This window comes from Streptomyces sp. NPDC030840, assembly GCF_055572015.1.
The window spans coordinates 89,059-109,782 of record NZ_JBVIEE010000027.1; the positions used below are offsets into that span (position 1 = coordinate 89,059).

General features: G+C 73.9%; 12 protein-coding genes and 1 pseudogene. 10 read left to right on the forward strand and 3 right to left on the reverse strand.

What is annotated here, in order from left to right:
• Nucleotides 1-122 precede the first annotated feature (122 nt).
• The 9 genes and pseudogenes from ACZ49J_RS38770 to ACZ49J_RS38810 all read left to right on the forward strand — a co-directional run bounded on the left by ACZ49J_RS38770 (nt 123) and on the right by ACZ49J_RS38810 (nt 14,675).
• Entirely contained in the window at nt 123-1,613 is a 1,491-nt protein-coding gene (locus ACZ49J_RS38770; protein WP_467455627.1) for a S1 family peptidase, read from the forward strand.
• An 80-nt stretch (nt 1,614-1,693) separates the two neighbouring features.
• Nucleotides 1,694-4,111, forward strand: a complete 2,418-nt coding sequence (locus ACZ49J_RS38775) for a tetratricopeptide repeat protein (RefSeq protein ID WP_467455626.1) — start codon at nt 1,694-1,696, stop codon at nt 4,109-4,111.
• A 313-nt stretch (nt 4,112-4,424) separates the two neighbouring features.
• A complete protein-coding gene (locus ACZ49J_RS38780) occupies nt 4,425-5,837 on the forward strand; it encodes a hypothetical protein (protein ID WP_467455625.1) in 1,413 nt (470 codons plus the stop codon).
• Complete coding sequence (locus tag ACZ49J_RS38785; RefSeq protein WP_467455624.1) at nt 5,834-6,862, forward strand: hypothetical protein; 1,029 nt, start codon at nt 5,834-5,836, stop codon at nt 6,860-6,862. Before ACZ49J_RS38780 ends, ACZ49J_RS38785 begins: the two co-directional genes overlap by 4 nt.
• Nucleotides 6,859-8,115, forward strand: a complete 1,257-nt coding sequence (locus ACZ49J_RS38790) for an extracellular solute-binding protein (protein ID WP_467455623.1) — start codon at nt 6,859-6,861, stop codon at nt 8,113-8,115. Before ACZ49J_RS38785 ends, ACZ49J_RS38790 begins: the two co-directional genes overlap by 4 nt.
• A 151-nt stretch (nt 8,116-8,266) precedes the next feature.
• A pseudogene (locus tag ACZ49J_RS38795) lies at nt 8,267-8,410 on the forward strand (Tat pathway signal sequence domain protein); the annotation flags it as partial.
• 163 nt (nt 8,411-8,573) lie between these two features.
• On the forward strand, nt 8,574-10,166 hold the full coding sequence (locus ACZ49J_RS38800; protein ID WP_467455621.1) for an acyl-CoA synthetase: 1,593 nt from the start codon (nt 8,574-8,576) through the stop codon (nt 10,164-10,166).
• A 178-nt stretch (nt 10,167-10,344) separates the two neighbouring features.
• Nucleotides 10,345-11,265, forward strand: coding sequence for a glycosyltransferase family 2 protein (locus ACZ49J_RS38805; RefSeq protein ID WP_467455620.1), 921 nt, complete (start codon nt 10,345-10,347; stop codon nt 11,263-11,265).
• Nucleotides 11,266-11,618: 353 nt separating this feature from the next.
• Entirely contained in the window at nt 11,619-14,675 is a 3,057-nt protein-coding gene (locus tag ACZ49J_RS38810) for an AfsR/SARP family transcriptional regulator (protein ID WP_467455619.1), read from the forward strand.
• Nucleotides 14,676-14,701: 26 nt separating this feature from the next.
• Here the strand turns inward: ACZ49J_RS38810 and ACZ49J_RS38815 are convergent, their stop codons facing one another.
• Entirely contained in the window at nt 14,702-16,399 is a 1,698-nt protein-coding gene (locus ACZ49J_RS38815) for a bifunctional 3'-5' exonuclease/DNA polymerase (RefSeq protein ID WP_467455618.1), read from the reverse strand.
• A gap of 290 nt (nt 16,400-16,689) precedes the next feature.
• On the opposite strand from ACZ49J_RS38815, the gene ACZ49J_RS38820 reads away from it, so the two are divergent.
• Nucleotides 16,690-17,367 carry a hypothetical protein gene (locus ACZ49J_RS38820; RefSeq protein ID WP_467455617.1) on the forward strand — a complete coding sequence of 226 codons (678 nt, stop codon included), beginning with the start codon at nt 16,690-16,692 and terminating at the stop codon, nt 17,365-17,367.
• A gap of 264 nt (nt 17,368-17,631) precedes the next feature.
• Here ACZ49J_RS38820 and ACZ49J_RS38825 read toward each other — a convergent pair whose 3' ends face one another.
• Nucleotides 17,632-19,839 (reverse strand): ABC transporter permease, encoded by a 2,208-nt coding sequence (locus tag ACZ49J_RS38825; RefSeq protein WP_467455616.1) that lies wholly within the window; start codon nt 19,837-19,839, stop codon nt 17,632-17,634.
• On the reverse strand, nt 19,833-20,627 hold the full coding sequence (locus ACZ49J_RS38830) for an ABC transporter ATP-binding protein (RefSeq protein WP_467455615.1): 795 nt from the start codon (nt 20,625-20,627) through the stop codon (nt 19,833-19,835). The genes ACZ49J_RS38825 and ACZ49J_RS38830 overlap by 7 nt, the downstream gene beginning before the upstream one ends.
• Nucleotides 20,628-20,724: the final 97 nt, after the last annotated feature.

Consider the following 20,724-nt stretch of genomic DNA (forward strand, 5'->3'; position numbering starts at 1 on the left):
CCCGGAACCGGCGGGTGCCGCAGGTCTGATGCCGGCACGCCGCCACTTTTCCTTGGTTGAGCCACCGAAGTTGGTTCACACCCCTAGGGACGCACGATGCTCCGCGCGTAGTCTGAGGCAGTATGGGGGAACTGCGTGGGGAACTGCGTGCGGACTGGAGACTCAGGTTGCGGCGCGAGGACGCGCACGGCCCCATCTGCGGCGCCGGCGTCCTCGTCGACCAGAACACCGCGCTGACCTGCGCACACGTCGTGCGCCGACCGGACGCCGTGCTGTGGGTGGAGTTCGCCGAGAACAGCGGCATCGAACCGGTGGCCGCACGCGTCCCGCCCGGCGGCTGGCTGCCCGGGAGCGAGGGCGGTGAGGATGTCGCCGTACTGCGTCTGGACAGCCCGCGCCCGCAGGCGCGCCCGGCTCGGCTGGAAACCGGGATGTGGGCCGGCATGGAGGTGTACGCGACCGGCTACGCGAAGGGCTTCGACGACGGTCTGACCCTGTGGGGCCGCATCGGCGGGGCCAGCGGCGAACTGGTGCAACTCGACGCCGTCACCAAGGCCGAGGTGGTGCGCGAGGGCTTCAGCGGCGCCGCCGTGTGCACCCGGCCCCGCGAAGGACGTCCGGCCCACGTGGTCGGCCTCGTCGTCAGCTGGCGCGGCGACCTGGGCGCGGTGCTGCCCGAGAACAACCGGCTCGCCTACTCGTATCTGATCCCCGTCGACCGTATCGCCGAACTGTCGCCGGTCATCAGGGAATTGAGCAGTCCTGGCGCATGGGACCACGACTTCGAGGAGCGGCTGACCCGGTGGCTGGAGGATCCGGACGAGGATCCCGTGAAGATCACCGTGGTGGGGCCGGGCAGCGGCAAGGACCGTTCGCTGCGCCATCTGCTGCACCGCGCCGACCTCGTCCACCGCGGCGGTGTCTCCAGCAGGCCTGACCTCGCCGACCACGCCCTGGGCCACATCGGCTTCCCGCCGGGGCAGTACCTGGCGTACTGGGACTGGTTACTCGGGGCCAAGCCCAAGCCCGGGCCCACGCGCACGCCCGGCCCCACGCGCACGCCTGGGCCCACGCGCACCCCCGGGCCCACGCCCACGTCCGGGCCCTGGCCTGGCCCCACGTCCAGGCCCGAGCCCCGGACCCCGTCCGCGCACAGGACCCGGCCCGGTCCCCTGCCCGGGCAGGCATCCGCCCTCTCGCCCGGCCGCCGGGTCACGGTGTTCGTCGACGGTATGGATGAGGAGCCTGAACCAGGCCCCTTGATCGAACTCCTGTCCCGGCTCAGGGAGTTCGGCTTCCGGCTGCTGCTCGTCTTCCGCCACGAGGGCGGCACCGGCTGGACCGCGGCCCGTGACGGGCTGCTGCGGCCCGCGCTCCTCGATCACGCGGACGAGCTGCTCGACCGGCTGGAGCGCGCGGAGTTCAGCCGCGCGGTCCGTCACGGTGTCGTGGACAGCGCCTCCCTCGGCTTCATCACCGAGACGGCCGACCGGCGCCGCGTCGAGCTCCGTCTGATCGGCGAGCTGACGGATCCGCAACAGCAACTCACCCGTGCACGCGACTTGATCAGAACCCTGCGCGCCGACCTGCGGCGCCAAGGAAGCCGGGCATGAAGCCGGGCAGGAGACCGGTGACGGGGCCGGGCAGGAGACCAGTGACGGGGCCGGGCATGGGACCAGTGACGGGGCCGGGCATGGGACCAGTGACGGGGCCGGGCGCGGGGCCAGGGCATGAGGTGCTCCGCCCGGCAGGGGCAGGGGCAGGGGCAGGGGCCGGGGCAGGGGAGGAGGACGGCGAGAAGACGCCGACCTGCCCGCACCGGCGCTTCACCGGAGCCCCCTGCGGCGGCACCGTGCTGCCCACCGGCCACTGCGCCGAGTGCGGCCGCCCGGAGAAGGGGCCCGGGCTGCCCGCGCTGCCCGGCGCCGCGCGGGACTTCGGCCCGGACGAGCTTCTCGCGCTGCCCGAGCGCGCGCCGCGCCCCGCGCAGGAACGCCTCATCCATCCCGAGGCCCCGCTGCACATCACCATGGGCTGCTCGTCCGCCGAGTGCGGCATCACTTTCGCGCCGCCCTACACCGTGGGCCCGGCGCCGCTCGAGGGGTACTGCCCGGCCTGCGGCGAGCCCTACTCGTACCGGCCCGAACTCGCCGCGGGCGACGTGCTGCGCGACCAGTACCGGATCATGGGGCCCATCGCGCACGGCGGCCAGGGCTGGGTCTATCTCGCCGAGGACTCCCATCTCGGTGACATCGTCGCCGTCAAGGGACTGCTCAACCGCTACGAGCAGGACGGCGCCCGGCTCGCCGACGTCGAACGCCGCAACCTCGTCGCCATCCGCCACCCCCGCATCGTCCAGATCCGCGACTTCGTCGCCCGGCGCGACGACACCGGCCAGGTCACCGGCGGCTACATCGTCATGGACGACGTCGGCGACGGCACCCTCGCGAAAGTCGTCGAGGAGACCCGGCGCGGTGAGTCGGTCCTCGACATCGAGCACGTCGCCGCCTACGGCTGTCAGATCCTCGAAGCGCTCGGCCATCTGCACGACGGCGGCGAACGGGTCTTCGTCTACGGGGACATGAAGCCGTCGAACGTCGTGCACCACGGGGACGGGGTCAAGGTCATCGACCTCGGCGGCATGCGCGAACAGGGCGAGAGCCGGCTGCCCGCCCATGTCACCCCCGACTACATGGCGCCCGAGACCGGGTCGTCGGCCGTGCCCACCGTCGCCCACGACCTGCACACCGTCGGCGTCACCCTGCGGGAACTCGCCGGCTGGGCCGTTGACGAGGTGCCCGGCCTCGGCACCGCCTCCTTATGGGGCGTCGTCGAACGCGCCACCCGGAGAGACCCTGGCCGGCGCTTCGCCGACGCCCGGGAGATGGCGGGCCAGCTGCGGGGCGCTCTGCGGGAGATCCGCGCCCTGCGCGGCAAGAGCGACCCGCCCGAGCCCTCGGACTACTTCCGGCCGTCCCCGCAACTGCTCGGCGCCCGGCTCGGCACCGTACCGGGCATCGAGCACTGGCTGGACCGCCCCCGCCGTGACCGGTACGCGCCACCCGTGGCCCCCGCCCTCGACCTCGGCGCCCCCACCCCGACCGAGATCGGCCGCTGTCTGCCGGTGCCGAGGCGTTACCCGGGCGACCCGCAGACCGCGCGGTTCGAGGTGAGCAGTGGCTACGACCCGGGGGTGCTCCTCGGCCAGGAGGACGGGAAGCCGCCCTCGGCGGAGATCCGCCTGCACAACGTGCGCGTGCTGCTGGGCCGCAACACCCCGGAGGACGTGGAGCTCGCCCAGGAGGAGCTCGACGCGGCCGACTCCATTCCCGGGCCGCCCGCCGTGCGCCGCTGGCGGCTGGAGTGGCACCGCGCACTGGTCGCGCTGTGCCGCGCCGGCCTGGACGGCGCCCGGTGGCGAGTCGCCGAGGCCAAGGTCCACTTCACGAAGGTCCGCCTCGAACTGCCCGGTGAGTACGCCCCCAAACTGGCCCTCGCCTACTGCGGGGAGCGGCTCGGCGACGACTTGGCCGGGCCCACCGCCAAGGAACTGTACGAGGCCGTGTTCGCCCGCAACCCCGCGCACGGCGGCGCCGCGCTGGGCCTCGCCCGGCTCGCGCTCCGCGAGGGCGACCGCCGGGCCGCCCTCGACGTGCTCGGCCGGGTCCGCCCCGGCACCCTGGACCACACCGTGGCCCGCATCGCCTCCCTGCGCATCCGCGCGGCCCGGCTGCCCGGAAACGCCGCAGCGCTGCCCGCGCCCCCCGAGGTCGACGCGGCGCTGGCCGAACTGCGCGACCTCGTGAGCCAGGAACCGGGCGCCGGCGAGCCGAGCCTGTCCGAGGACGAGGCGCTGCGCCTGAGGACCGAGTTGCTCGAATGGAAACTGGACGCCCTGGCCGGCCGCAGCGACCGGGCCGGCCCTCCGGGAGAGGACGCCGGACGGCTCGACGCCCGCGCCCTGAGGCGCCTGAGCCCGCAGGAACGCGAGCTGCGCGAGGAGATCGAGTCGCACTACCGGCAACTGGCTGCCCGTCACCGCGAGTCGGCCGCCGCCCACGAACACCTCGTGGACCTCATACACGCGGTACGCCCCCAGACCTTGATCTGACGGCATGACCTTGCTCCGGCCGCAAGCCCTTGATCCGGCCGCAAGCCCTTGATCCGACCGTAAGACCCAGCCCGACCGCAAGCCCTTGATCCGACCGTAAGACCCAGCCCGACCGCAAGCCTCCGGTCCGACCGCAAGCCTCCGGCCCGACCGCAAGACCCCGGCCCGACCGCAAGCCCTTGATCAGACCGGACGGCACCACAAACCGCACGGCACCACAGACCACAGGCACCACAGACCACACGGCAGCAAAGACCGGACGGCCCCCACACGGCCCGGACGGCGACGAAGGGGAAGGAGCGGTGCGTACGACATGAGCAGCCACAACCGGCCCAACCGGCCCACCCGGCCATCGCAGCCGGACATCCGGTTGCGCGTCGAGCTCGGACACGACCTGCGCCCGCATCGCAGCGCGAAGATCGAGGCACATCTGCGGGTCGACGTGGCCGCGACCGGCGCTCCCGCCGCCCTGCCCGCGGTCGAACTCGCCGTGATCATCGCCGTGGACGTCGCCGAGCACCACCGGGAGGCCGTACGGCACGCCCTGCCGACCGCCCTGCGCGCGCTGCCCGACGGCATCTCCTTCACCGTGCTCGGAGGCGGCGGCCCGGAGCCCGTCCTGTGGTATCCGCGGGACGGCGCGGAGTGGGCCGTCGCCGACCAGGCCGTGAAGCGCCGGGCCGCCTTCAGCGCGGGAGCGCTCCCGCTGCACAGGGACGGCCCGCGCCCCGCCGGGTACGCCGTCTGGGCGGCCACGGCACGCGCCCTGCTGGCCGGCCGCCCGCTGTCCGTGCGCCATCTGCTGCTGATCACCGACGGCAGCAGCGCCCCCGGCGAGAACCGTCTGGAGGAGGAACTGGACGCCTGCGCCGGACACTTCACCTGCGATGTGTTCGCCGTGGGCACCGACTGGGCTCCCGAACCCCTGCTGACCCTCGCCGAACGGCTGCACGGCACCGCCGAGTCCGTGGACGACGGCCTCGGCCGGGCGATCACCGCCGCGATCCAGCGGCTGCGAAGGGTGCACGCTCCCCAGCTGCCGATCGAGGTGACCTTACGGCCCTCCGTACGCCAGGTCGCACTGAACGAGAGGGCGCCCCGGCCGCACCGCCTCGGCGGGCTGCGCCGGCCCGGCCGACCGCACCGCTGGAGCTTCGCGACCTACCAGTGGGAGACGGGCAGCCGCGACTACCTGCTCACCCTCGTCGCGGACGCCGACACCGACCCGCTGGAGACGGAGCTGCAGTTCGCCATGGTCTCCATCGGCGAGGTCCACGCCCCCGTCATCGCCCGCTGGCACCGCCCCGACCGGCCGCCGCCCCACGCCCCGGTGGGCGGTGACCTCGTGCGCAGCATGAACGCCACCACCGTGATGCGGGATGCCCTGCGCCGGGGGCTCCTCGCTCTCCGGGAACACCGACGGGAGGCCGCCGAGGCCCACTTGGGACGGGCCGCACGCCTGGCGGCGCAGTTCGGCACGGACTGGGTGCTGGACGAGATCGGCGCGGTCGCCGACATCGAGGACCCGACTGCCGGCCAGATCCGGCTGCGCACCGCCGTCGACGCCGGCACGCTCGGCTCGATGATCCTGCGCGCCGGCTCCCGCCCGGGGCCGTCCCCGGCCGACACCCCCGGTCCGCAGCCCGGCCCGCGCTGCGGTCACTGCGGCACACCGGCCGGGAGCGAGGCCCGTTACTGCATCGTCTGCGGGGGGAGACTGCTGTGACGACCGGACGTGCCGTCCGCCGGCGCGGGTACTCCCTGGCCGCCTTCTGGCGCGGGTGCCTGAGCACCTGGCGGACCCGCCGACTGCTGGGCGTGCACCTGCTGGTCCTGGTGACGTGCGCGCTGGTGGCGGTGGGCGCCCTGTTCCTGTCCTGCTGGAAGATCCAGCGCGGCGCCGAGGCCCTCGCGTCCCGGGAGGCGCCGGCCGTTCAGGGGCTCGCCGCGACCCGGCTCGCGGTGCTGCGGGCCTACGAGGAGGCGGACAAGCTGCGGGACCCGAACCTCGTCGGCATCGCGGGCTCGGGCGAGACGTACCGGACCCAGCTGTCCGCCGCCGACCAGGGTCTGTCGCGGATCGCGGACCGGACGGACCAGGACCTCGGCACCGTCAACGGTCTGCTCGACACCTACAGCAACGCGATCAACCCGGGCACGGCCATGTACGGTGACCAGCCACTCATGCGGCAGCAGAAGTTCGCCGAGGCACGCTCGCTGCTCATCCGCCCGAACGTGGGACTCGTCCCCCGCCTGCACGAACTGCAGAGCGTCCAGATGAAGCACGCCGAAGCCGCCGCCACCATGGGGTGGCTGCAGCGCGGCGGCTGGTGGCTCGCCGAACTCGCCCTGGCGGCGCTGGCGCTGACCCTGCTCTCCGCGCTGTTCGTGCTGCGCGACCGCTGCGGCCGCGACTGGAACCCGTACCTGCTCGCGGCCTTCGCCCTCACCGTGCTGCTCGCGGTCGTCCCGCTGCTGACGATGGCCTCCGCCCAGGACGACCTCGACCGCGTGGCCGGTGACCTCCGGCAGATCACCGAGGTCTCCCGGCAGCCCTGCTGCGACGAGAGGCTGGCCGGAGCACAGCAGACCGTCTCGGAGAAGTCCGAGGACGTCCGGCGGGTACTGGCCGACGGCATCTGGACCGACAGGGTGTACCAGGGCACCTTGATCGGCGGCCTGCTGGTCGTCGTCCTGCCCGCGGTGGGGCTCGGTCTCCGGCTCGAAAGCGACTACGGGAGGCGACGGTGACCCGGCGGTTCAAGGTGCTGGTGCTCTTCGTGGTGCTGCTGCTGGTCTGCGGCGGCAGCATGGTGGCGGTCTGGGCGCAGCGGGACGACGAGGAGCCGGTGACCATCCTCGGACCGTGGACCGACGACCAGGGAGAGCGGTTCGAGACGGTGCTGCGGGGCTTCGGCATCCCCTTCGAGTACCAGGGCACCGCGGCCCAGCGCGAGGTGCTGCTGTCCAAGGTGCTGTCGGGGGAGCCACCGGACATCGCGATCATGCCGGGCGTAGGCGAACTCGCCGAGTACGCGGACCAGCAGCGGCTCAAACCGCTCAACGGCCTCTACGACGAGGACGAGTACGGCGCCCCGTGGAAACCGGTGAGCAGGACCTCCGACGACGTGTTCTGGGTCCCGGTCAAGGCGGACCTGAAGTCCATCGTCTGGTACCGCAAGGGCAACAAGCCGGCCGCCGCACCGGCGCCGCTGGAGAGCTGGTGTGTCGGCATGGGGGACGACGGTGCCTCCGGCTGGCCCGGCAGCGACTGGATCGAGGACCTCGTGCTGCAACGGGAGGGACCGGGCGACTACGGGAAGTGGGCGCTGGGCGACGGCACGGTGGACTGGGACGGGGACGCGGTGCGCGGTGCCTGGGAGGCGTGGGCCGGTCTGCTGCGGCAGAACAAGGGGGCGGCCAGGCAGGCCCTCCTCACCGACCACCGCGGTGCTTTCCGGAGCCACGGGCTGCTGTTCGAAGGCTGGGGCGGGTGCACCCTGGAGCACCAGGGCTCCTTCGCGCGCTCCTTCTACGGGGAGCAGCGCGGGAACGCGGGCCTGACGGACTCCGCTCCGCTGCTGCCCGCAGGCCCCTACCGGGTCCGGGCCCACGAGGTGAGCGGCGACTTCGCCGCGTTGTTCAGCGAGCGCCCGCAGGCCCGTGCCCTGATCGAACGGCTCGCCTCCCGGGAGGGCCAGCAGGAGTGGGCCGACCGCGCGGACGTCTTCTCGGCGAATCGCGAGGTGCGGCCGAAGGACGGCCCGATCGAGCGCGAGATCGCCGAACGGCTCACCGGTGACGACCCCCTCTGTCTGGATGCCTCGGATGTCATGGCACCCGCCGTGCGCGACGCCTTCTACGAGGCCGTCCTGCTGACCATCGCCAGGGCCGCCGCCGGGGAGGACCTCGGCATACGGGGCCTGCTGGAAGACGTGCAGAAGGTGCAGGAGGCGCAGCCCGACAGACACGCGATACCGCAGACGGTGTGCAGTACGCGGTGAGCGCCCGAGGAGCGCCCACCGAACGCCGATGCCCGCGCAGCTCTGGGTGCCCGCACTCCGTCGACCGCGCACGGACTTCAACCCCTCGCAGGGCCAGGGGCGTTGACCCGCCCCGTGCGCGGCAGCAGAATGAGCGCCCATCGCTGAGAGCGCTCTCACCTACGACAACGCCCTCACCGTCCTCGTGGCACCCACCCCGGACGGACGGGCCAGGGCCGCGGCGCTCGGGGACGCCCTCCTGTACGCCCAGGACCACGATCCCGCGTACGGCGACGGGCGGTTGAGGCAGGCCTATACGACCTGCACCACGCCTGCACTGCACCTACTACCACGCCTGCACCGCGCCGCGGTGACCACCCCGAACAGCCGGAAAGCTGGACATCCCAGTCTGGAATGCCGGAATCTGGGACTGAATACCCTGTCCAACGCCTCGCTCCACACCCACGGGAGCCGACGCCATGGCCGCCGTCGACATCAGCCCCGCCGCCGCGCTGCGCCGAAGAGCGCTGTACCCCTCCCCGAGCGCCGTCGTCTACGAGGGCAGGGAGGTCTCCGCGGCCGGCCTCAGCCGCACCGTCGGCGAGTTCGCCGACGGGCTGTCCGAGCGCGGGCTGCGTCGTGGGGACCGGATCGCCTACCTCGGCTTCAACAGCGTCACCTTCCTGGAGACGCTGTTCGCCGCGGTCCACCTCGGCGCGGTGTTCGTCCCGGTCAACTTCCGGCTCGCCGCCGACGAGGTGCGCCACATCCTGCACGACTGCGGCGCGCACACCCTCGTCGTCGAGGAGGGGCACCGCGAACTGGTGGAGTCGGTCCTGGCCGGCGTCCCCGCCCGCAGCCACGTCCTGGTCGACACCGACCCCGAGTGCCCCGCCACACCGGCGCCCGCCGCGGTGTGGACGCCGCTGTCCGGGCTGCGCGGCCCGGACCGGCCCGTACGGGAGCCCGTCGCGCTGTACGACAACGACCTCGCGGCCCTGATGTACACCTCCGGCACCACCGGCCGGCCCAAGGGCGTCATGCTCACCCACGGCAACCTCTGGTGGAACGCGGTCAACGTCGACAGCGTCGTGGACACCCGCCATGACGACGTGAACCTGGGCGTCGCCCCGCTCTTCCACATCGGCGGCCTCAACGCCCTCACCCTGCGCACCCTCGTACGGGGCGGCACCGTGGTCCTGCGCCGCGGCTTCGACCCCGCCCAGTGCCTGGACGACCTGGTCCGCCACCGGGTGAACAGCCTCTTCGCCGTGCCCGCCATGTTCGCGGCCCTCGCGCGCGTGCCCGGCTTCGCGGACGCCGACCTGGGCGCCCTCAGGTCCGCGATCGTCGCCGGCGCCCCCGTACCACCGCAGCTGATCCGGGACTACGCCGAGCGGGGCGTCCTGCTCCAGCAGGCCTGGGGACTGACCGAGACGGCGCCCTTCGCCACGCACCTGCCGGCCCGGCTGACCCTGGAGAAGACGGGGTCGGCAGGTGTGCCCATGCCGTACACCGAGATCCGGCTGACGCACCCCGGCACCGGCACCGTCATCGACGGCGCCGACATGCGCGGCGAGATCTGCGTCCGCGGCCCCAACGTGACCCCCGGCTACTGGGACAACCCGGACGCCACCCGCGCGGCCTTCGACGACATGGGCTGGTTCCACACGGGCGACATCGCCCACCGGGACGAGGACGGCTTCTACTACATCGTCGACCGGCTCAAGGAGATGATCATCAGCGGCGGGGAGAACGTCTACCCGGCCGAGGTGGAACGCGTCCTCGCCGAGTACCCCGGCGTCCTGGAGGCCGCCGTCATCGGCGTACCCGACCCCAGGTGGGGCGAGACCGTCCTCGCCGTCCTGTCCTGCACGGCGGGTACGGAGCCCACGGTGGGGGAGGTGAGGGAGTTCGCGGGCCGGTACCTGGCGCACTACAAGCTCCCCACCCGGGTCCTGTTCACCGACGCCCTGCCCCGCAACGCCGGCGGCAAGCTCGCGAAGGCCGAGCTGCGGGAGTGGGCCGACGCGCAGCAGCACACCCGCGCGCAACCCTTCACGGAACAATGAGAACCGGCGAACGCGAATCGCCCTCTTCGTTAACGCCCGGCAACGCTCGCTGCTGGCATCGTGGTGCGTCGTACGGATGACGCCCCGACGGTGACGGAACGAACAGCGACGGAACGAACGGCGCCGTCCTCCCCGCCGTACTGGACGGTGGCGCCCGGCGGTGAGTGGCAGCCGGGGCATGGATGTCGAACGAGACGAGGTGGAGCTGGTGGACCCCCGGATCGCCGTCGCCGTCGTGACCATGGGGAACCGGCCCGCCGAGGTCGACGCACTTCTCCTGTCCGTGGCCAAACAGGATCTCGCCCCCGATCGCATCGTGATCGTCGGCAACGGCTGCCCGCTGCCGGAGTTCGCCGAGCGCCTCGGTCTGCCGGGCGAGGTCACCCTCATCGAGACGGACGAGAACCTCGGCTGCCCCGGCGGCCGCAACGTCGCCCTCGGGCGTCTGCGCGAGTTCGGGGACACCGATGTCGTCGTCGAGCTGGACGACGACGGCCTGCTCGTCGACGCGGACGTGCTGCGCCGCGTCCGGGACCTGTACGCCCGCGATCCACGGCTCGGCATCGTGGGTTTCCGGATCGCCGACGAGACAGGGGAGACCCAGCGCCGGCACGTCCCGAGGATCGGCGCCAAGGACCCGATGCGGGGCGGCCCCGTCACCGGGTTCCTCGGCGGTGGGCACGCCCTCTCCATGGCCATGCTCGCCGAAGTCGGGGACTGGCCCGCCGAGTTCTTCTTCGCGCACGAGGAGACCGACCTGGCCTGGCGGGCCGTCGACGCCGGATGGACCGTGCTGTACGCCCCCGAACTGCTGCTCCAGCACCCGAGGACCTCGCCGGCCCGGCACGCCATCTACTACCGCGTGAACGCCCGCAACCGCGTCTGGCTCACCCGCCGCCGGCTGCCGCTGCCCCTGGTCCCCGTCCACCTGGGTGTGTGGGTGGTGCTCACGCTCCTGCGCGTCCGCTCGCGCGGCGGCCTGCGGGCATGGTTCGGCGGCTTCGCCGAGGGCTGGCGCGAGTCCGGCGGCCAACGACGGCCCATGCGGTGGCGCACGGTGTGGCGACTCACCCGGCTGGGACGGCCACCGGTCATCTAGGGTGACGGGCTGCACGGCGGCGGCGTTATCCGGCCACGGCGAACCGCCGCCCGCCCGGCTCTCCGACCGACCGTGTTCCGCTTTCGCGGACCACCGCCGTACGACCCGCCCCGCACACACGGAGGCCCGGTCGCCCACCCCCAGCGACCGGGCCCCGCATGATTCCGGATCCGGCCGCGGCGGCGACACTCCCCCGAGCTGCGCGTCACACGCGCGCCGCGACGGGGCCAGAACCGATGTAGTGATCACATCAGGCGGCGCCAACGGATCGCTAACATATGGCCAATGGGCGGCGCGAAGTCGTCGTGGGACACGGCGCGACGAGGCCGCGCGGGAAGGCAACGGGCGGTGCTATGCGGGACGGGCCGCGCTTCGGACCGCGTATCGGGCCACCGGTCGCGCCACGCTTCGGGCTGCTGGGACCCCCGGTCCTGTACGACGCCGACGGGAACGTACGGCCCATCGGCAGCAGCAAGATGCGCGCCCTGTTCGTGGCCCTGCTGCTGGAGCCCGGCCGGGTCGTCTCGGTCGAGGCCCTCAAGGACGCGCTGTGGGGCGGGGCGCCACCCCCCTCCTCCCAGGCCTCCCTGCAGAACCACGTGACCCGGCTGCGGCGGCTGCTGGACGACCCGGACCGGCTGCGGGCCGTGTCCCCGGGGTACCTGCTCAGGGTCGGCGAGGGCGAGCTGGACGTCCGTGTCTTCGAGCAGCACGTGGCGGCCGCGCGCTCCGCGCACGCCGACCGGGACTGGGGACGCGCGCTGCGCGAGACCGCGGCCGCGCTCGCCCTGTGGCGGGGCACCCCGCTCGGCGGGCTGCCGGAGGACTTCGCCGGTCAGGCCCTCGTCCAGCGGCTGGAGGAGGCGCGGCTGGCGGTCCTGGAGTGGCGGTACGAGGCGGAACTCGGCCTCGCGGGCGACGCCGTCGGGGGAGTGCGCGCCGAGGGAGCGGGCGCCGTGGGCGGCACCGGGCACGCCCGGCTCGCCGCACTCGCCCCCGAACTGGCCGCGCTCGTCGCGGAACACCCGCTGCGGGAGTCGTTCCACCGGCTGCTCATGCTCGTGCTGCACCGCACCGGCCGCCAGGCCGAGGCCCTGGCCGTCCACCGCGACCTGCGCGTCCGGCTGATCGAGGAACTCGGCGTCGAACCCGGCCCGGCGGTGCGCGACGCCCACCTGGAGGTCCTCCAGGAGGAGATCGCCGAGGCGACGGCCACCGGGACTCCCGGCGCCCTGCGCCCCACCCCGGCGCAGCCACCGCGCCCCGCCCAGCTCCCGCCCTCCCCGGCCCACTTCACCGGCCGCGCGGAGACGCTCATGTCGCTGCGCCACGCCCTGGACACCCGCTCGGCCCCGGACGGACGCGCCCCCACGGTCGCCGTCATCAGCGGCATGGCCGGCGTCGGAAAGAGCGCCCTCGCCCTGCACGTGGCCCACGAACTGGCCGAACTCTTCCCCGACGGCCAGCTCTACGTCAACCTGCACGGCGCCACCCCCGGCATGACGCCGCTCGGCCCGGGCCAGGCCCTCGCCTCGCTCCTGCGCGACCTCGGCACCGAGTCGCGCCGCATCCCCGACCACCCCGACGCGGCCGCCGCGCTCCTGCGCTCCACCCTCGCCCCGACCCGCACCCTGATGGTCCTCGACAACGCCGCGCACGCCGCGCAGGTACGGCCGCTGCTGCCCGCCGGCGCCGGCTGCGCGGTGATCGTGACGAGCCGCTCGCCGCTCACCGCGCTCGACGGCGCCCACCGCTTCCCGCTCGCGCCGCTGTCGGGCGAGGACAGCGCGGCGCTGCTGCGCGCCGTGTCCGGCCGGGACGGGCTCGACGGCACCCACCCGCTCGTCGAGCTCACCGGCCGCCTCCCGCTCGCCCTGCGCGTCGTCGCCGCCCGCCTCGCCGCGCGCCGCGCGCTCACCCCGGACGCGCTCGCCGGTCAACTTGCCGCGACGGAAGGGCGGTTGCACCACCTGGAGTACGACGACCTGAGCGTCCGCCGCTCCCTGGCCGTCGCCCACGACGCCCTCAGCGCCTCCGACCGCGAGGTCGACCGCGACGCCGCGCTCGCCCTGCACCGCATCGGCGCGCTCGACCTCCCCGCCTACGGGGCGCCCCTCCTCGCCCGCCTCACCGGCACCGACGAACACCGCGCCGAAGCCGCCCTGGACCGCCTCGTCGACGTCGCCCTGCTGGAAGAGAAGTCGTACGGGCGGTACGCCCCGCACGACCTGGTACGGGACTTCGCACGCGAACTCGCCGAGAACGGCGGCCGGGCGTCCGGCCCCCGGGTCGTCGGGGACGCCCTGCGCTGGTACGCCGACCGGGCCCGGCAGAGCGTCGTCGCGCTGCTGCCGCCCGGCTACGAACGGGACGAGCGGCTGCGGCCCACGGCCGGCGAGACGGCCCCGCTGGACACCCGCCCCTTCCCGTCCGCCGAGGCGGCGTTCGCCTGGGGCGACCGTGAGCTGCCCAACATCGTCGCCCTCATGGAGCGCTGCGGCCGCCCCGACCCGGCCGGAACGCCGCCCTCGCCCCTCGTCCCCGCCCTCGTGCGCCACCTCTTCCCGTACCTGCACCGCAGCGGCCACCTCGCCGAACTGGACACGCTGGGACGGATCGCGCTGGACGTGGCGCGGTCGGTCGGCGACGACGCGGCGGAGGCGTTCGCGCTCACCGACCGGGCGGGGCTGCACTACATGTCGGGCCGGCTCACCGAGGCGCTCGCGCTCAACGACCAGGGCCTCGATCTGTGGCGCGGGCTCGACGCCACCTCGTGCGTCCGGCGCTGCCTCAACAACCGGGGCCTGCTGCTGGAGAGCCTCGGCCGGTACGAGGAGAGCGAGGAGGCGTTGCGGCAGAGCCTGGAGCTGTCCCGTCAGCTGTGCGACCCGTACGGCCAGGCCGTGACGTTCAGCCACCTCGGCAACCTGTACTGGCACACCGACGCACGGGCCGCGATCGTCCACCACCAGCGCAGCCTGGCGCTCGGCGACGTGGCCGACAGCGTCCTGCTGCGCAGCACCGCGCACTGCAACATCGGCTACGCCCAGCTCAGACTCGGCGAACCGGGCCGCGCCGTGCACAGCTTCGAGCAGAGCCTGGAGATCCTCGGCGACGACGAGGACTGGGGCGGGGAGTCCCAGACCCGGCTCGGCCTCGTCCGCGCCCTGCGCGCGCTGGACCGCACCGAGCGCGCGGGACGCGAGTGCGACGGGCTGCTCGATCTCGCCGAGGTGCGGGCCGACCACTACATGGCCGGTCTGGCCCGGCACCAGAGGGGCCTGCTGCTGGCGGACGAGGGCCGGACCGAAGCCGCGCGCGCGGAGTGGGAGTCGGCGCTGGAGGTACTGGGCGGGACGGACTCGCCGGTGGTGGGGGAGCTGCGGAAGCTGCTGGCGGGGGAGGGCTGACCCGAGCGGCGGCCGGGCGCGGGCGTTCACTTCGCGTCGGCGTAGCACCGCACCACCGCCGTCGTGAACGGGAACCGCACCGGCGTCCGGCCGAACGTCAGTCCTCCGGCCAGCTCGGACGCCTCCCGGATCGCCGCGACGACGGTCTCGGCCTCTTCCTCCGGGCAGTGCACGATCACCTCGTCGTGCTGGAAGAAGACCAGCTCGGCGGCCATGCCGCCCAGGGTGCGGCGGAGTGCGGCGAGCAGCAGCAGGGCCCAGTCGGCGGCGCTGCCCTGGACGACGAAGTTGCGCGCGAAGCGGCCTCGGGCACGGGCGTCGGTCGAGGCGTAACCAGGCGTCCACCCCTGCTCGCCGCCGGTGGCGGCCCCCACCGGCTCCTCCTGCGGCATGCCGGCCTCCTCCGCCGCGGCCTCCGAGGCTCCGGCCGCCGGGGGACACGTGCGGCCCAGCCAGGTCCGTACGAGCCGGCCCTCCTCACCGGCGCGGGCCGCGTCGTCGACGTACGCGACGGCCCTGGGGAAGCGGCGGCGGAGCGCGGCCAGGTTCTTCAGCCCGTCCCCGGAGGTCTGCCCGTACACGGCACCGAGCACGGCGAGCTTGGCCTGTGCGCGGTCGCCGGAGAACGCCCGCTCGGAGACGGCCTGGTACAGGTCGGTCTCGCGGCCGGCGACCTCCATCAGGCCGGGATCACGGGAGATCGCGGCCAGCACCCGCGGCTCCATCTGGTCGGCGTCGGCCACCACGAGCCGCCAGCCGGGGTCGGCGACGCAGGCGCGCCGGACGACCTTGGGTATCTGGAGCGCGCCCCCGCCGTTGGTGACCCACCGTCCGGTGACGGTCCCGCCCGAGAGGAACTCGGGGCGGAACCGGCCGTCCCGCACCCAGTCCTGGAGCCAGGACCAGCCGTGGGCGACCCAGATCCGGTACAGCCGCTTGTACTCCAGCAGGGGTTTCACGGCCGGGTGGTCGACGGACTCGATCTCCCACCGCCGCGTGGACCTGACCTTCACCCCGGCCTGGGCGAAGGCCTTGACGACGTCGGCGGGCAGATCGGGCCGCACCCGGCGCCCGAAGGCCTCCGACACCTCCTCGGCGAGCTCGGCCAGCCGTCTGGGCTCGCCACCGCCCGCGTACCGCTCGCCGAGCAGCTCGTGCAGGACCTCCCGGTGGACGTCGGTGCTCCAGGGCAGGCCCGCGTGGTTCATCTCCGCGGCGACGAGGGTCCCGGCCGACTCGGCGGCGGTGAGCAGGCGCATGCGGTCGGGGTGGGCGGTGCTGTCGTGGCGCCGCTGCTGCTCCGCGTACACCTCGATGAGGTCGGTGAGGGGTACGTGGACGGGGCTGGGCTCGAACAGCGGTGCCTGCGAGCCGGGCTCGGCGGCGCGCTGCGGCGGATCCGGCGGGACCGGGGCGCCCCGCAGGCGGGCGAGGGCGGCGGCCGCCGAGCGGGGTTCGCCGTGGTGGCCCTCGTGGCCGAGCAGCAGGTTCTCGGCGACCTCGATGTCGTAGCACCGCTCCACGCGCACCCCCGTGGCGAGCAGCCGCGGGTACAGCTCGGCGGTCGCCCGCCACACCCACCGGGTGACCTGCGGCCGGCTTCGTACGGCCGTGACGAGGTCGGGCTCGCGCACGACGGGCCCCGCGGGCAGCCCGTTCCCCCCGAGGGGGGCGACGTCCACGCCACCGTCCTCGGCGACTCCGAGAGCCCACCGGTCGGTCATGGGGTGAGTGTGACAGGGGGGTCTGACAGTGGGGCCCGGCCCGCGGGGTGACCCGAACGAAACTTCCTAACAGGGGTGAGCAGGTGGCATTGATCCACGACACGCTGCCGACAGGGTGAAGGAGCGCCGGCCCGGTCCCCCGGGCGGCGCAACCGTTCGTCAAGTAGCCCCGCTTGCTGGTCGTTTGACGGGCCGTTATCAGTGCGGCGCATGACTTCCGCACACCCAGTCGGCCCCCTTTCCGTCACCCCTCGGATATCTCTGCGGTGGCGGCAGGAAATGGCCCGACTATGTTCATTCATGGCTGGCCGCTCATCCGACACCCCGAGAAAAAGGAGAACGGAATGCCCGAAAGGAAAAGCAACGGCAGGCGTAAGCGTGCTGTTGTCGCGATCGTGGCGTCAGCAGGCGTCGTGGCCGCGGTCGCAACCGGCGTGAACTACGCATCGGCTTCCAGTTCGGCCCCCCGGTCCGCTCCGCAGGACGCCGCCCGGTACGCCCCCCAGTCCGCTGGCCAGCTCGCTGCTCAGTCGGCCCCCGGGTCCGCCCCGAGCGTCGTGGAGGACGCCGGTTCCGCACCCCAGGGCGGTGACGGCCGGACGAGCCCCCAGGGCGGTGACGGCCGGACGAGCCCTCAGGGCGGTGACGGCCGGCCGAACTTCCACGGCAGGAACGACGAGGGACGGATCCTCGTCAACGAGCGAACGTTCGCGGCGGAGCACGGCGTGTGCACCGCTGTGATCAGCAGCCAGTCCGCCAACTTCAACGTCCGGAACGAGAGCAACAGTACCGTCGAATTCTTCAGCGGAATTACCTGCGACAACGGCGCCCCCATTGCGATTATCGGGCCCCGGAGTTCCAGCAACGCAATTCCCGGAACGGTGGTCACCGGCGGCGGGATCGCCGCGATCGTCGGCAGCTTCCGAGTGATCGACGACCACGACAACCACAACCACAACCGCCACTGACCTCGACGCGGACCTGAGGCAGCGGCAAGCCCGCCCGTGCAGCACCTGGCCCCGGCCCGCCCTAATCGGGCCGGGGTCCAAGTGGGGTCCATCCCTTCAGGGGACAGCCCGGCCCGGATGGGCTGTATCCATGCCGCGCCGGTCAGGACCAGACCCGACCCTGAGAGTGTGCGCACTCCTCCGGCGGTTTTCCCGTATTGACGCCGGGAACCGGTCCCCGCTCGACGCCGGGAGTCGGTCCCCGCGACGGATCCGGTGGCGGCGTCACACCTTCACCCGCGTCCGTACGACCGTCGCGGCCCCCGCCGTCACCGCCGCGATCACCGCACACGCCCCCGCGCACCCACCGATCACCCCCCACGGCACATCCACCGTCACCGGCGCCGACAGCCGCCCGAGAGCCGCAGCGAGCCCGGCCACGTTCACCGCGGTGACGGCCAGTCCCAGCCCCACCCCCACGGCGACCGCCAGGAGCGTCTCGCCCACGACCGCCCCGAGCACCTGCCCCCGGGTGGCGCCCGCCAGCCGCAGCGCCCGCAGTTCGGCGTCCCGCGCGGACGTCGCCATCAACAGCGTTCCGGCGAGCGCGATCCCCGCGTACACGAGGGCGATGCCCAGGACCACGAAGAACCCGAGCCGTGTCTGCGCGCCGGTGCCCGGCCGGGTGGCGGCCAGCCACTCCGTGGCCGACCGCACCTCGACCGTGCTCCCCGCCACGCCGTCCGGCCTCGCCGACCGCCAAGCCGCCAGGACCTCCGCCCCGTCCGCACCGCGTCCCGCGCTCACCTCCAGCCGGTCCACCCGGGCCCCGGGCGCGTTCGCCGCCGTCACATAGGCGCCGTTGTCCCCGGTACCGCGCGCGAGTACGGCGACGATCCGCAACCGCGCCGGCCGCCCGTCACCGAGCCACACCCGCACCCACGTCCCCACCTCGTGCCGCTCCCACTCCTCGTTCACGACGATCGAGCGGTCGTCGAGGTCACGCACATCTCCGGCGACCACCGGCAGCCGCGACACCTCCGCGAACGCCGCCACGTCGGACACCGCCCGCGCGTCGGACCGGACGAGCGCGGTGCCCTCCTCCCGGACGTACACGGCCGTCGAGGCCGAGGGGGAGACGACCGCGCCCGCCGACGGCCGCGCACGCAAGGCGTCCCGCAAGCCCCGCACCGCCTCCAGGTCGTCGCCCGTGACGACGACGTCCGCCCGTGTCCGCTCGCGCGCCTCCGCGCCCTTCGCCGCCGCCACCGTCTGCGCCGATCCCAGAAGCGACCCCGCCAGCGCGACCGTCACCAGCACCGGCGCCGCCACGGCAGCGGTCCGCCGTACCGACGTGGCCGCGTTCTCGCGCACCAGGAGCCCGGTCGCGCCGGACCCGCGGACCGCACGCAGCGGCAGCGTGAGCAGGCGTACGGCCGGACGGACGAGCAGCGGAGCCAGCGCCGCCACCGCCGTGATCAGGAGCATCGGCTGGGTCGTGTACGTCTTGCGCTTGAGCAGGCCGGCCGGATCCGTCCCCGCCTTCCAGGCCAGCAGGCCGAGCCCGCCGCCCAGCAGGGCGATACCGGCCGCCCGCCGCGACCACGGCAGTGCCCCCGCGTCCACGGACGCCTCACGCAGCACCTCGACCGGGCCCGTCCGCCCGGCGCGCCGTGCCGCCGCCCAGGCGCCGCAGAGGGCGACCGACACCCCCGTCCAGAAGGCGACGTGGTACGGCCACGCCACCTCACCCCGCAGCGCGAACCACGACGGCGCCACCCCGCCGTCCACCAGCTCCCGCACCAGAAGCGGCGCTGCCCACGCCCCGAGCGCGCAGCCCGCCGCCGAGGCCACGACCCCGACCGCCAGCGCCTCGCCGAGCAGCACCCCGCGCACCTGCCCCGGCGTCGCGCCCGCCATCCTCAGCAGCCCGAACTCCCGTCTGCGCAGCGCCACCACGAAGGCGAAGGTGGACGCCGTCACGAAGACGGAGACGAAGGCCGTGACCCCGGCCGCCGTACCGAGCAGTGAGTTGACCGCCACCAGCGCCTCCGCGTCCCGCTCGAACGAGGGGTCGGCCCGTCGGCGGTCGTCGCCCGTGAGGACGCGCGCACGGTCACCGACGACCTCGCGCACCGCCGCCACCGGCGCGTCCACCCCCACCGCGTACCGGGCGGTCCCGTCCGTCCGGACCCGTCCCAACTCCCGCAGTTCGGCGAGCAGGCCTTCGTCCACAGGATGTGGATGCGCCAGCTTCCTCGCCACGTGCGCCGTGCCCGGCCCCCGCCGCACCTGAACCGTCAACGTGTCCCGGCCCGTCACCACCACCGGCGAGGACGCGAACCGCTGCGGCTCCCGCCCGGGCGCGCCGAACGTCTCGGCGAGACCGAGCCCCATCGCCGCCATCACCCCGACCCCGAGCGTCACGGCGACGAACGAACCGAGCAACGAGGCCCACCGCGTCCGCAGGGACGAGAACACCACGCTCAGCACGCCACACGCTCCCCACCGACGCCCGGGCCGGCCGCTCCCGCGGTGCACTCCAGCCCCGCCATGTACGCGGCCACCCGCTCCGCCGAGAGCCCGGCCCCGGCCAGCTCCCCGTGCGGGCGCCCGTCGACCAGGAACACCACCCGGTCCGCGCACGCGGCCGCCACCGGATCGTGCGTCACCATGACCGTCGTCCGGCCCTCCCGGTCCACGAACTCCCGCAGCAGAGCCAGCACGTCACGGCTCGTCGTCGTGTCCAGCGCACCCGTCGGCTCGTCCCCGAACAGCACGGCGGGCCGGGTGATCAACGCCCGCGCCAGCGCCACCCGTTGCTGCTGCCCGCCGGACAGCTGCGCCGGCCGGTGCCCGGCCCGCTCGGCCAGCCCGACCCGGGCGAGCGCCTGGCGCACCGCCGCGCGCGACGGGCGGCGTCCGGCCAGGCGCAGGGGCAGGGCCACGTTCTGGGCGGCGGTCAGGGAGGGCAGCAGGTTGAAGGCCTGGAAGACGAACCCGATGCGCTCCCGCCGCAGCAACGTCAGCCGCCGCTCGCTCAGCCCGGCCAGGTCGGTCCCGTCCACGGTCACCGTCCCGGAGGTCGGCCGGTCCAGCCCGGCCGCGCACTGGAGCAGCGTCGACTTCCCCGATCCCGAGGGCCCCATCACCGCCGTGAAGGTACCGGCCGCGAAGTCGAGATCGACGCCGTCGAGCGCGGTGACGTCGCCGTACGAACGGCGAAGGGACCGGATGCGCACGGCCGCCGGGGGGACTGAGGTCACGTCTGTCGTGGTCATGCCCCCAGCGAACCGTCCCCGCGCCGCGCGCACACGCCCACTGAAGGGCGTCGCGAGGGTAGGGCCAGGCATACCCGCGACGGGTGGCACGGCCCAC

What these genes read in the sequence shown, in the direction of transcription:
- ACZ49J_RS38775 (WP_467455626.1), top strand. Translation starts at nt 1,694, where the DNA reads ATGGGACCAGTGACGGGGCCGGGCGCGGGGCCAGGGCATGAGGTGCTC.
- ACZ49J_RS38770 (WP_467455627.1), top strand. Translation starts at nt 123, where the DNA reads ATGGGGGAACTGCGTGGGGAACTGCGTGCGGACTGGAGACTCAGGTTG.
- ACZ49J_RS38820 (WP_467455617.1), top strand. Translation starts at nt 16,690, where the DNA reads ATGTTCATTCATGGCTGGCCGCTCATCCGACACCCCGAGAAAAAGGAG.
- ACZ49J_RS38780 (WP_467455625.1), top strand. Translation starts at nt 4,425, where the DNA reads ATGAGCAGCCACAACCGGCCCAACCGGCCCACCCGGCCATCGCAGCCG.
- ACZ49J_RS38815 (WP_467455618.1), bottom strand. Translation starts at nt 16,399, where the DNA reads ATGACCGACCGGTGGGCTCTCGGAGTCGCCGAGGACGGTGGCGTGGAC.
- ACZ49J_RS38830 (WP_467455615.1), bottom strand. Translation starts at nt 20,627, where the DNA reads ATGACCACGACAGACGTGACCTCAGTCCCCCCGGCGGCCGTGCGCATC.
- ACZ49J_RS38810 (WP_467455619.1), top strand. Translation starts at nt 11,619, where the DNA reads ATGCGGGACGGGCCGCGCTTCGGACCGCGTATCGGGCCACCGGTCGCG.
- ACZ49J_RS38800 (WP_467455621.1), top strand. Translation starts at nt 8,574, where the DNA reads ATGGCCGCCGTCGACATCAGCCCCGCCGCCGCGCTGCGCCGAAGAGCG.
- ACZ49J_RS38805 (WP_467455620.1), top strand. Translation starts at nt 10,345, where the DNA reads ATGGATGTCGAACGAGACGAGGTGGAGCTGGTGGACCCCCGGATCGCC.